This is a genomic window from uncultured Agathobaculum sp., from assembly GCF_963927765.1.
Classification (GTDB): Bacteria; Bacillota; Clostridia; order Oscillospirales; family Butyricicoccaceae; genus Agathobaculum.
Genome location: NZ_CAWVCU010000035.1, coordinates 1 through 12,715 on the forward strand (window position 1 = coordinate 1; position 12,715 = coordinate 12,715).

Annotated in this window: 9 protein-coding genes and 3 tRNA genes; 9 read left to right on the forward strand and 3 right to left on the reverse strand. The window is 57.8% G+C overall.

The annotated features are described in order from the left end of the window. Positions 1 to 210: 210 nt before the first annotated feature. The gene (locus ABGT74_RS02535) at positions 211 to 1,107 is read right to left on the reverse strand and encodes a hypothetical protein (protein ID WP_346704332.1); all 897 of its coding nucleotides are present in this window, start codon (positions 1,105 to 1,107) and stop codon (positions 211 to 213) included. A 141-nt stretch (positions 1,108 to 1,248) separates the two neighbouring features. On the opposite strand from ABGT74_RS02535, the gene ABGT74_RS02540 reads away from it, so the two are divergent. The 6 genes from ABGT74_RS02540 (at position 1,249) to ABGT74_RS02565 (ending at position 6,311) form a co-directional block, all read left to right on the forward strand. Next, entirely contained in the window at positions 1,249 to 2,427 is a 1,179-nt protein-coding gene (locus tag ABGT74_RS02540; RefSeq protein WP_346704333.1) for an iron-containing alcohol dehydrogenase, read from the forward strand. 179 nt (positions 2,428 to 2,606) lie between these two features. Then, a tRNA-Asn gene (locus ABGT74_RS02545) sits at positions 2,607 to 2,682 on the forward strand. A gap of 3 nt (positions 2,683 to 2,685) precedes the next feature. Then, positions 2,686 to 2,761: transfer RNA gene (locus ABGT74_RS02550), tRNA-Trp, on the forward strand. 4 nt (positions 2,762 to 2,765) lie between these two features. Further along, positions 2,766 to 2,841, forward strand: a tRNA-Thr gene (locus tag ABGT74_RS02555). A 63-nt stretch (positions 2,842 to 2,904) separates the two neighbouring features. Next, positions 2,905 to 3,819: a DMT family transporter gene (locus tag ABGT74_RS02560; protein ID WP_346704334.1), complete on the forward strand. Its 915-nt coding sequence runs from the start codon at positions 2,905 to 2,907 to the stop codon at positions 3,817 to 3,819. A 119-nt stretch (positions 3,820 to 3,938) separates the two neighbouring features. Continuing rightward, positions 3,939 to 6,311: a heavy metal translocating P-type ATPase gene (locus tag ABGT74_RS02565; protein ID WP_346704336.1), complete on the forward strand. Its 2,373-nt coding sequence runs from the start codon at positions 3,939 to 3,941 to the stop codon at positions 6,309 to 6,311. 44 nt (positions 6,312 to 6,355) lie between these two features. Here ABGT74_RS02565 and ABGT74_RS02570 read toward each other — a convergent pair whose 3' ends face one another. Next, the gene (locus ABGT74_RS02570) at positions 6,356 to 7,153 is read right to left on the reverse strand and encodes an ATP-binding protein (RefSeq protein WP_346704337.1); all 798 of its coding nucleotides are present in this window, start codon (positions 7,151 to 7,153) and stop codon (positions 6,356 to 6,358) included. Next, entirely contained in the window at positions 7,150 to 7,905 is a 756-nt protein-coding gene (locus ABGT74_RS02575) for an SDR family oxidoreductase (protein ID WP_297283362.1), read from the reverse strand. Before ABGT74_RS02575 ends, ABGT74_RS02570 begins: the two co-directional genes overlap by 4 nt. 140 nt (positions 7,906 to 8,045) lie before the next feature. On the opposite strand from ABGT74_RS02575, the gene rnr reads away from it, so the two are divergent. The 3 genes from rnr (at position 8,046) to uraA (ending at position 12,518) form a co-directional block, all read left to right on the forward strand. Continuing rightward, positions 8,046 to 10,292, forward strand: a complete 2,247-nt coding sequence (rnr, locus tag ABGT74_RS02580; RefSeq protein ID WP_346704338.1) for a ribonuclease R — start codon at positions 8,046 to 8,048, stop codon at positions 10,290 to 10,292. Positions 10,293 to 10,323: 31 nt separating this feature from the next. Beyond that, entirely contained in the window at positions 10,324 to 11,166 is an 843-nt protein-coding gene (locus ABGT74_RS02585; RefSeq protein WP_346704339.1) for a patatin family protein, read from the forward strand. Positions 11,167 to 11,249: 83 nt separating this feature from the next. Continuing rightward, entirely contained in the window at positions 11,250 to 12,518 is a 1,269-nt protein-coding gene (gene uraA / locus ABGT74_RS02590; protein WP_346704340.1) for a uracil permease, read from the forward strand. The last annotated feature ends 197 nt before the right edge of the window (positions 12,519 to 12,715 follow it).

Here is a 12,715-nt window from a genome sequence, read left to right on the forward strand (position 1 = left end):
CATTGTCCGCATAAACAAATCTTTTCATCTTATATCAAGCCTTTCTCTCCAAAAAGGGGATACACAAATCACGGATACACCACTAAAACGATAGGTTCTCCGGGTACTACTAATATACACCTGAAACGCGCATTTTAGCAAGCGAAAAACTGACGAAACGCGCGCACGGAATCTTGTCATTTTGCATCATTTTGTGCATTTTGCGTAGTTTTAACCACGATGCCGCGTATCAATTCGCTTTTTCAGGCGCTGCAACACAGCGTCATACCGTTCTGACCGTGCCGTTGGGTTGCCCCGCAGCATGCTCTTGCGGATGCGGCCGAGGTTTGCCGCCTGCTCATCAAAGCGGTTTTGCAGCTCATCCAGTCGCGCCAAAATCTGCTCTTTCGCGTCAGTAAGCTGCTCGCGCGCATCGCCCATGCGTTCGGAGAACTGCTCGCGGGCGTCGTCCATCTTCTCCGACCATTCGCCGCGCGCCTCGTCCACACGGTAGGATAGATTTGTTAACTTGACCAACGCAGTCTCGGAAAGCTGCTGCCGCAGTTCCGCGCCCTGCTCGCGCAGCTTGTCCAGCTCTTCGAGCATCCGGGCCAAATCGAGCGCCGTGCGCACGGATACCGCAACGTCGCTGACAAACATCGCCGACAGCACAATATCCACCACGATCAGCACCCCGAACGGCAGCACCACCACAATGGTCTCCACCGGCGGGTGGATCACTCGCGCGAGGATCAATCCCAGAAATCCCCAGCACAACGAGGATTGCAGGCAGATGCGCCCCTGAAACTGAAACCGGTGGGTGGAGTAATCCCAGTATTTCACCTTAAATAATTTTTCCATTATCACGCCGACGACATATTCAAACGCCGTCGCCGCAAACATACTCGCAAAAAACAGTTCGATCGGCCGATTGTATAACGGCAGTGAAACATGCAGCAGAATGGTCGCCCCGAAGCCATAGATCGGCAGCATCGGTCCGCGCAGAAAACCGCGGTTGACAAACCGCCGTTGCTGCAAGGATACGACGGTGGATTCAAAACACCAACCCAGAAAGCAGTACAGATAAAAAATCAGCAGCCATTGGGGGGCGGAATAGTCATAAAGCAAAGGGTCAGTCCCTCTTTCCAAATAATGCAAAATCTTCCTTGATACCTGTTTTATTATTCTATCTAATTTTTTGACTTTTAGCAAGGGTACAGGTATAATAGAGTTAACTCACTCCAAAACGAAGGGCAGGATGTCGCCGCTATGCTGAATTTCACCATCCATACAACAACCGAGATCGTCTTTGGCCGTGGTATCGAAGAGCAGATCGGCCCGAAACTGAAGGAAATCGGCGCGCACCGCGTGCTGGTGCATTTCGGCGGGTCGAGCGCGCGCTCATCCGGCCTGCTGGACCGCGTGGAGAAAAGCTTGTTTGAAGCCGGATTGTCGTTTATTGAATTCGGCGGCGTCGAGCCAAACCCCAAGGTGTCCATGGTGCGTAAGGGCATTACGCTGTGCCAGCGCGAGGGGATCGACTTCATTCTCGCCGTTGGCGGCGGCTCGGTCATCGACTCAGCCAAGGGCATTGGTATGGGCGTTGCCACGGGGCGCGACCCGTGGGAATTCGCCTCGACCGGCACCGCACCGGATAAGACCCTGCCCATCGCCACGGTACTGACGCTGGCTGCCTCCGGCTCGGAAAGCAGCAACTCCTGCGTGCTGACCAACGAGGAAACCAAGGAGAAGCGCGGCATCACCAGCCAGACCAACCGCCCGCGCATCAGCTTCCTCAATCCGGAAAACACATTTTCTGTCTCCAAATTCCAGACCGGCTGCGGCATCGTGGATATCATGATGCACACGCTGGAGCGCTACCTCACCCCCGCGGGCGGTGAAAGCGACATCACCGACCGCATCGCCGAGGGCTTGCTGATCGCCACACGGGATGCTGGCCGCCGTGCCATTTCCGAGCCGAATGATTATGAGGCGCGCGCTACGCTCATGTGGGCGGGCAGCGTTTCACATAATGATTACACCGGCTGCGGACGCGGCCGTCTGTTCCCGGTGCACAAGCTTGAGCATGAGCTGAGCGCCTTCCGCGACGAGATCGCGCATGGCGCGGGACTGTCCGTGCTGTTCCCGGCGTGGGCGATGTACGAAATGAAAAACGACATTCCGCGTTTTGCCCAGCTGGCAAACCGCGTATTCGGCGTCGAGATGGACTTCGCCTGCCCCGAGCGCACCGCGCGCGAGGGTATTCTGACCATGAAGCGCTTTTTCGAAGAGATCGGCATGCCGGTGCACCTGTCGCAGCTCGGCATCAAGCCCGCGGACTATGAAACGCTCGCGGAGAACACGATGCGCACAGTAAAAGGCCCGGTCAAGAGCTATACGCCGCTCGACAAGGACGCCATCCTTGCCATTTACCGCTTGGCCGAATAATCCCCCCTGCCGCCTGCGGCGGATGCTTTCCTCCGTCCGCCGCAGACCGGCCAAGCGATTTTACGAAATTTTCCGTTTTTTCTTTGAATTTTCTCTTGACAACTTTTCGCTTTACGCGCTATAATGTTTAGGCTAACTGCGATACAAACTTGCAGTTTTCATACCAGCTTTTTTCACATTCCTCAATAGCTCAGTTGGTAGAGCATGCGGCTGTTAACCGCAGGGTCGTTGGTTCGAGTCCAACTTGAGGAGCCATACAGGGGTATAGCTCAGCTGGTAGAGCATCGGTCTCCAAAACCGAGTGCCGTGGGTTCGATCCCTACTGCCCCTGCCACTTTGCTGCTGTAGCTCAGTAGGTAGAGTGCATCCTTGGTAAGGATGAGGTCACCGGTTCAAATCCGGTCAGCAGCTCCAAAAAAACGAACCGTTTCAAACGGTTCGTTTTTTTATGTATTGGAAAATCCCCCGCAAAGGAGCGTGCCCGCGTTGAAAATCCGAAACTCTCTGATCCTTCTGCTTACCGCCACCATCTGGGGTGTGGCGTTCGTGGCGCAGACCGTCGGCATGGACTATATCGGCCCGTTCACCTTCCTGTTCGCGCGCAGCGTGATCGGCGGCATCGTGCTGCTGCCCGTAGTGGCAGTGCTGCACAAAAACGGCCCAAGCCATGCACACGAAACCGCGGAGGAAAAGCGGCGCGCACGCAAAACCTTATGCATTGGCGGCGTCTGCTGCGGTGCGGTCATGTGTTTTGCGAGTATTTTGCAGCAGATCGGCCTGCTGTATACCACCGTCGGCAAATCCGGTTTTCTGACCGCCTGCTATATCCTGATCGTGCCGTTGCTTGGCCTGCTGCTCGGTCGGAAATGCGGCAAGCTTGTGTGGTGCGGCGTGGCGCTGGCCATTGTCGGCCTGTACTTCCTATGCCTGACCGATGGGCTGAGCATCAACTTCGGCGATTTACTTACCCTGCTCTGTGCGATCCTATTCTCGGTGCATATTCTGGTGATCGACCATTTTTCCCCTTTGACCGACAGCGTCAAAATGTCCTGCATCCAGTTTTTTGTCTGCGCCGCGATCGCGGGCGTAGGCATGCTGATTTTTGAAGACCCCAGTCTGAGCGCACTGCTGGCTGCATGGAAGCCGGTGCTGTACGCGGGCGCACTTTCCTCCGGCGCAGCCTATACGCTGCAAATCATCGGCCAAAAGGGCATGAACCCGACCGTTGCATCGCTCATTATGAGTCTGGAGTCGGTGATTTCCGCGCTTGCCGGCTGGGTCATCCTGCGCCAAACACTGTCCGGTCGGGAACTGCTGGGCTGTGTGCTGGTGTTTGCCGCGATCATTCTGGCACAGCTGCCGGATAAAACCAATCAAAAAGCCGTCAATTGACGGCTTTTTCTTTTGTGCATCTTTTTTCGTATGCCATATTGACAAACCGCCTGCCATGTCATAATATGAATACATGAACATATGAGCAATTATTCATATATAAATCAGGAGGCGTTCCTATGGCATTCGACGAATCCTGCGCATCGGCATCCACCCCCGAAAGCGCTTCTTATCCCCACACGCATGCAGATAAGGACACAAATCGCGCAGAGCATCTCCACTCTTCATCTTGTAGCTGCGACCACGAGCACCATCATCACCACGACGAAGCTTGCGACTGTGGCCACGAGCACCATCATCACCACAACGAGGCTTGCGACTGCGGCCACGAGCACCATCATCACCACGACGAGGCTTGCGACTGCGGCCACGAGCACCACCACCACGAAGAGCATCATCCCGCAGCGCATCGCTCCCACAAACACGGTAAGCAGCGTGTTTACACACTGCAAAACCTCGGCTGTGCACACTGTGCAGCAGAAATGCAGTACCAAATCAGCCGCCTGGACGGCGTACATGACTGCACACTGGTATTTGAGACCCGTCAGCTGCGCGTGACCGGTGATGATCCGGACGCACTGCTGCCCCGCATCCGCGAAATCTGCACCTCGATCGAAAGCGCAACCAAGGTCATGGCACCCGAAGAGGACGAGGAGGAAAACGGCGGTCACACATTGGCCGAACTGCTCATCGGCGCGGGACTGTTCCTGCTTGGTGAGCTGGTGCTGTCCGGCGTGCCGCAAGTGGTCGCCATGCTTGCGGCGTACTTCCTGCTCGGCTGGCGCGTCCTGCTGACTGCTGTGCGCAACATCGGCAAGGGCCGCGTATTTGACGAAAACTTCCTCATGGCGCTGGCAACCATCGGCGCATGGGCGATCGGCGCGTCCGATGAGGCGGTCGGCGTAATGCTGTTCTACCGCATTGGCGAATATTTTGAGGACCGCGCGGTCGAACGTTCGCGCCGCCAGATTATGCAGGCGGTCGACCTCCGACCGGAAACGGTCAACCGTGTCCTGCCCGACGGCAGTACGCAGATCGTCCCCGCTGCCGATGCGCAAGTCGATGACATCGTACTCGTCCGTCCGGGCGACCGTGTCCCGCTTGACGGCGTGGTGGTCGAGGGCGTCAGCCGTCTGGACACTGCCGCCATCACCGGCGAACCGGTGCCGGTGCGTGTCGCACCCGGCGACCGCGCGCTCTCCGGCTGCGTCAACACGGACGGCGTGCTCAAGCTGCGCGTTACCCATGTTCTAGCCGAAAGCATGGTGCAGCGCATTCTGGACAGTGTGGAGAATGCTGCCGCGCGCAAGCCAAAAATCGACCGTTTCATCACGCGTTTTTCGCGTGTTTATACGCCCGCTGTTGTCGGTATTGCGGTACTGACCGCCCTTGTCCCCGGCATCATCACCGGCAACTGGGGACACTGGGTATATACCGCACTGACCTTCCTTGTCATTTCCTGTCCGTGCGCCCTTGTGCTGAGCGTGCCGCTGACCTACTTTGCCGGTATCGGCGCAGGCTCCAAGCGCGGCATCCTGTTCAAGGGCGGTGTGTCTCTCGAAGCGCTCAGCGACGTAAAAACCATTGTGATGGATAAAACCGGCACGATCACCCGCGGCAACTTTGTCGTGCAGCAGGTGGTACCTGCTGCGGACGCAAACATGGAAGCCGTCGAGCTGCTTCGTCTCGCGGCAGCCTGCGAATCCGCATCTACTCATCCGATTGCAAAATCCATCCTCGCCGCCTGCCAGACCGATTATCCGGCCGCGGACAGCATCCGCGAACAGGCGGGCGAAGGTGTGGAAGCCGTCATCGGCGGCAAAACCGTGCTGTGCGGCAACCGCAAGCTGCTCGAGCGGCACGGCATCAACCTTACAGGCTTCATCGGCACGCCCGGCAGTACCGAGGTGCTGCTTGCGCAGAACGGACAGCCGCTCGGTCACATTGTAATTGCGGACACCGTCAAGGCAGACGCAAAGCAGGCTATGGATCGCATGCAGGCGCAGGGCCTGACCACCGCCATGCTGACCGGCGACGCACAGGAAACCGCTGACGCGGTCGCGCACGAACTCGGCATCCATGAGGTGCGCGCACGGCTGCTTCCCGAAGATAAGCTGACCGCGCTGACCGAACTGCGCGAAAAGCACGGCGCGGTGATGTTCGTCGGTGACGGCATCAACGACGCCCCCGTGCTTGCAGGCGCGGACGTAGGCGCGGCAATGGGCAGCGGCGCGGACGCGGCAATCGAAGCCGCAGACGTGGTGTTCATGAACGCCGACCTGTCCTCCATCCCGGCCTCCGTGCAGATTGCGCGCGATGCACGCCGTATCTCACGGCAAAATATCGTGTTTGCACTCGGCGTTAAGCTGCTTGTCATGGTGCTGGGCCTTGCGGGTATCGCATCCATGTGGCTAGCGGTATTCGCGGACTCCGGCGTCGCCATGCTGTGTGTGCTCAACTCCATCCGCATGCTGCATCTCAAAGCCGAATAACATAAAACAAGCGGAAAACCCAATGGGTTTTCCGCTTGCCTTGTTTACAGCCGATCCAAAAAGCTGTGATATCCATTTTCATCCCGCCAGCCGAGCAGTTTTGCAGTGTCGACATTCTTCACTGCGTTTAAAATATTCGCCTCGATCTGCGGATTTTCCGCCGCCAGCGACGCAATCAGCGCCTTGACTGCCGCGCGTTTGGTGTCGCTCTCCAACTTTTTCGCCGGGCAGTCACAGGAGGCAAAGTCCAGCCCACAAAAATCCGCCCACGCCTGCACATTGCGCTCGCGTGTCAGATAAAGCGGGCGTATCAGCTCCATCCCTGCGTAGTTCTTGGCGGCAAGGCGCGGCAGCATAGCCTGCACCTGCCCGCCGTAGATCAGCCCCATCAGCACAGTTTCCACTGCATCATCATAATGATGACCGAGCGCGATTTTATTGCAGCCGCGCTTTTGCGCCTCGGTATACAAATAACCGCGCCGCATCTTCGCGCATAAAAAGCACGGATGCTCCGCCGCGTGGTTGCCTGCGACACGCAGCACATTGGTCTCGAACACCTCAAGCGGCAGACCGAGGTGCGCGGCGTTCGCCTCCAGACGCACGCGCCCCTCCGGCGTATAGCCCGGGTCCATCGCCAGAAAACAGGGGGAGAAGTCCACCGTGCGCTGCAGATCCTGCATCAAAAGCGCAAGCAGCATGGAGTCCTTGCCGCCCGAAATGCAAACCGCGATCTTATCCCCCGGCTGCACCAGCCGGTATTGCTTCACCGCGTTCACAAAGGGCTTGCGCAGCGTGCGTACAAATTCGCTTTGCAGCGTACGTCGAATCTCCTGTCCGGTCATGCGCCACCCTTTTTGTGCTGGAAGTGGTAGGTCACGCGTGCAAGCAGACTGTCCGGCGCGAAATGCCGCGCAACCGTCATCGCTTTCATCGCCGCGCCCGGCACGACTACGCCCTTGCCCGCAAACAGGCCGTCCACCGCCGCACGTGCGACCCGCTGCGCAGTCAAGCCACCGAGCGAAAAGCGTACACCTGCCACCTGATTAAATTCGGTATCCACCGGTCCAGGGCACAGCGCGCACACCTGCACATTGCTGCCCGCGCGCCGCAGCTCCTCGCGGATGGCCTGTGTCAGCCGCAGCACATAGTTTTTGGTCGCATAATAGGTCGCCATGAGCGGCCCGGGCAGAAAGCCTGCACTGGACGCAACATTGAGCACATAGCCTCGCCCACGCTTCTGGAAATCCTGCACGGCCAGCTTGGTCAGAATATGCACCGCACGGATATTCGTATCGATCATACGCAGCTCTTCATCCAGATCGGTTTCGGTAAAGGGTCCAAACAAGCCAAAGCCTGCATTGTTGACCACGACCTCCAGGTCATCCCCACGCGCCGCTTCATACAGCAGGCGGCATTCCTTTTCATCCGACACATCCGCCGCAATGATGTGGCACATTGTCGGCAGTTCTGCCGCAAGGGTACGCAGGCGGTCCTCCCGCCGTGCGCACAAAATCAGCTCATAGCCGCGTTCGGACAGCAGACGCGCAATCTCCCGCCCAATGCCGGAGGACGCACCAGTAATCAACGCTTTCATCTTACCGCTCCCCTTTCCGGAGGTTTTTTCTTATTCTTAGTGTACCATGCAGCCCGCGCGCCGTCAAACCGGACCTTACGCCATTTTTCCTTTTAATCCGCCTTTGATGATGGTATACTGAATAAGAAGGAGGGCTTTTTATGGAACAAACTGAGCTGGAAGGCAAGCTGCTTGGCCTACTGACGCAGCCCATGCGCATGGATGAATTGCGCCGCGCCCTGCCCGAGACCGGAAAAAACGAGCTGAAGGACGTGCTCGACCGCCTGATTACAAACGGTCAGGTGATGAAAAACAAGAAGAACCGTTTTGCCGTGTCCGCACATTACGGCTGCGTGACTGGCACCTATCTCGCAACAGAACGCGCGTTTGCCTTTGTCGCACCCGACGCGCCCGAGGACGGCGCAAAGCCGGATGATCTGTTCATCCCGCCCGGCGCAAATGGCGGCGCATGGCATGGTGACCGCGTGCTCGTTAAGCTGTCCGAACGCAAAAACAACCGCGGGCGGCGCGAAGGTACGGTCATCCGCGTGCTGCGCCGCGCCGACCGCGAACTGACCGGTGCACTGGTGCAGCGCGGCAATGCGTATTTCGTGCAGCCGACCTCGAAAAAATACCCTGAAATCGCGATCGACCGTCATCATCTGGGCGACGCCCAACCCGGTGACCGCGTCGCGGTATCCGTCTCGCATTACGGCGACGAAAAATTCCTGCCGCAGGGCGTGATTGAAGCCGATCTGGGCGAGGACGGAACGATGGAAGCCGCCATCGCAGGCATCCTGCATGAAAACGGCGTATACGACGTATTCCCCGACGAAGTGCTGCAAGCAGCGGACGCGATCGGGCAGGAAGTCGATCCAGCGGCGCTTGCAGGCCGTCTCGATCTGCGCGACAAGCTGATTTTCACCATCGACGGCGACGACGCAAAAGACTTTGACGACGCGGTTTCGCTCGAAGTGCTGGAAAACGGGCATTACCTGCTCGGCGTGCACATTGCCGACGTGTCGCATTATGTCACGCCCGGTGCACCGCTCGATATGGAAGCGTTCCGCCGCGGCACATCGGTTTATTACCCAGGTCATGTTGTGCCCATGCTGCCGTTTGCGCTCAGCCACGGCATCTGTTCGCTGAACCCCGGCGTCGATCGGCTGACCTTTTCCGCGCTGATGGAGGTCAATAAGGACGGACGACGCTACAAGGCGCGCTTTGCCAAATCGGTCATCCGGTCGGGCGCGCGCATGACTTATCATAAGGTAAACAAAATCCTCGCGGGCGATAAAGCGCTGCGGGAAGAATACAGTTTTCTCGTCGATACCGCCGAGCGCATGAACGACCTTGCGCACGCGCTGTACAAGCGGCGCATTGAGCGCGGCGCGCTTGAGCTTGATATCCCCGAAGCGCAAATCATCGTAGACGAAAACGGCAATCCGACTGATATCCAATACCGCGACCGCGGCGAAAGCGAAAAGCTGATTGAGGAATTCATGCTGGCGGCAAACGAAGCGGTTGCGGAATATATGTGCAAGAGAGAACTGCCGACCGTATACCGCGTGCACGAAAACCCCGACCCGGACAAACTGCGCGTGTTCGCGGCGTTTGCACGACCGTTCGGCTACCGCATTGATCCCTCCAAGCCGGAGGACACCTTCCAGTTCCAGACTGTGCTGCGCGGCGCAAAAAACGACCCCAAGCAACGCATCCTGCCGACGCTGCTGCTGCGCAGCCTTGCCCGCGCACGCTACGCGGATGAGTGCATCGGGCATTACGGCCTGAAAGCCAAATTTTATCTGCACTTCACCTCTCCTATCCGCCGCTATCCCGATCTGGTGGCGCACCGCATGCTGCAAAAGGCGCTGACCGGTGAAGAATTCACGACCGCCGACCACACCTTATGCGAAGAGGCTGCGTCCCAGTCCTCGACGCGCGAACAGGCGGCGGATGAATGCGAGCGCGACATCGACAAGCTGTATATCGCAGCCTATATGAAGCGCTTCATCGGTGAGGAATTTGACGCAGAAGTGTCTGGCGTGCAGTCGTTCGGCATCTTTGTGGCACTTGAAAACGGCTGCGAGGGTCTGATCCGCGTCGAACTGCTTGCAGGCGACTTCTATCAATATGATGAGCTGCGCATGACCATGACCGGCCGCCGCACCGGCAAACGTTTCACGATCGGCACGCCCATTCGCGTCAAGCTGCTTGCTGCAAGCGAGGTCACCGGTCAGATCGACTTTGCACCCGCCGACGGCGCACTGCCTGTGTCCCACCCGACCGAGGACGCGCCGCCTCCCGCGTTTGCGCCCGCATCGGGCAACCGTGCGCAGCGCCGCCGACAGGGTCGCAGCAAAGGACGCGGCCGCAAGGGCAAGCCGCCCACGCGTAAGCGGCGATAAATCATCCCAAGCAGAAAGGTTATGAGGAACTATGCCAGGACTTGTTCTGGAGGGCGGTACGTTCCGCCCAGTATTTTCGTGCGGCGTGATGGACGCGCTGCTCGATAACGATATCATGTTTGATTACGTCATCGGTGTTTCTGCCGGTATCACCTACGCAGTCTCCTACCTGTCCCGCCAGCGCGGGCGCAATCTGGAGGTACTGCGGCAGTACCGCAACGACAAGCGCTATTTCGGTGCGCGCAATATCCGGCGAGACCATTCGATTTTCGGAGTGGAGTTTGTATTCTCCACCATCCCGAACGAGCTGATCCCGTTCGACTGGGACACCTATCACCGTTATGCGGGCCGCATCCGCGTCGGCGTGACCAACGCGCGCACGGGCGAAGCGGAATATCTCGACGGCATGCAGCTTGACCGCGCCAGCACTATGCTGCGCGCGACCTGCGCCATCCCAATCTATTTCCCGCCCGTGACCATCGGGGACGAAACCTACTATGACGGCGGTCTGGCCGATCCGATCCCGATTGTGCAGAGCCTGCACGATGGCAACGAAAAAAACCTGATTGTGCTCACCCAGCCGCTCGACTACCGCAAAGAGATGACGCACGGCAGCAAACTGGCCGCGCGCGCCCTGCGGCGCAAGTATCCCGCGCTGGCCAAAACCATGCTGACCCGTCCCAAGCGATACAACGAAACCGTGTGCTTCTGCCATCAGCTTGCGGAAAAGCAGTCGCAGAACACGGTGCTGCTTCAGCCCACCGCCCATTTGGAGAGCTTTGAAAAAGATGTGAAAAAGCTGGAATGGGGCTACGAAATGGGGTATAATATGGCGTGCGCGCGTATGGACGAGATCCGACGCCTATTTTCCTGACGAAAAGCGTGCTTGATGCACGCTTTTCAGATACATTCCATCGGCTGTCTGCCGAAATAATACAAAGGGGATAAAAGAGAAACATGCAAACCAATCGAATTATCCAGGTCGAGGAGAAGGTGCCGCCGCGCCTGCTCGTGCCGCTGTCCATCCAGCACATGTTCGCCATGTTTGGCGCGTCCGTGCTGGTGCCGTTCATGTTCGGCATCAACCCGGCGATCGTGCTGTTTATGAACGGTGTCGGCACGCTGCTGTTCATCTTCATCACCAAGGGTAAGGCACCTGCCTACCTCGGCTCGTCGTTCGCCTTCATCGCGCCCGCAACCATCGTCATTCAGAATTGGGGTTATCAATACGCACTGGGCGGTTTTGTGGTTGTCGGTCTGTGCGGCTGTATCCTTGCTGCGATCATTTACAAGTGCGGCACCAAATGGATCGATATTGTGCTCCCGCCTGCGGCGATGGGCCCGGTTGTAGCGCTCATTGGTCTGGAACTTGCCGGTTCCGCTGCGTCCACGGGCAAAATCGTCGGAGATGGCGTGACGACTGCGACCGTTGTCACCTTCTGTGTGACGCTCGGCGTTGCGGTGCTGGGCAGCGTGCTGTTCCGCAAGTTTTTGTCGGTCATTCCGATCCTGATTGCCATTATCTGCGGCTATGTTTGTGCCGTGATCACAGGCGTCATTTCCATGACCGATATCTCTGCCGCTCTTCATACCAGCATCATTTCCATTCCAAATTTTCAAGCGCCGAAGTTTGATCTGGAAGCCATTCTGATCATCCTGCCCGTTCTGCTGGTTATCGCCAATGAGCACATCGGCCATCAGCTGGTCACCAGCAAGGTCGTCGGCCGCGATCTTCTCAAGGACCCCGGCCTGCACCGTTCGCTGTTTGCGGACAACTTCTCGACCATGATCTCTGGCTTCATCGGCTCGGTGCCAACCACCACCTACGGCGAAAACATCGGCGTCATGGCGATCACCAAGGTTTACTCGGTTCGCGTCATCGGCGGCGCAGCCGTTCTGTCCATCATCTGCTCGTTTGTTGGCCCGCTGGCTGCCCTCATCCAGACCATCCCCGGCCCGGTCATTGGCGGCATCTCCTTCCTGCTGTACGGCATGATCGGCACCTCCGGCCTGCGCATCCTTGTGGATAATCAGGTCGATTACGGTAAAAACCGTAACATGGCGCTGACCTCTGTCATTTTCGTCACCGGTCTTTCGGGCGTAACGCTGTCGCTCGGCAACGTATCGCTCTCCGGTATGACGCTTGCCGCCATCGTCGGCATGCTAATGAGCCTGCTGTTCTATGTATTCGATAAGCTGAAGTGGTCCAACGACCTGACGGACTAAGGCAAACGCAAAGCTCCGCGCCTGCACGCAGACGCGGAGCTTTTTTGACCAATCCAAACGGCATCAAAAAAGCACCTCTTCCATACGGAAGAGGCGCTTTGCGTTTTTAAGAGGATAACTTACTTGTTGTCAACCTCAGCCATGTGCTCGATGAGCATCAGCAGCTTGTTGGAGTAGCCCCACTCGTTGTCGTACCA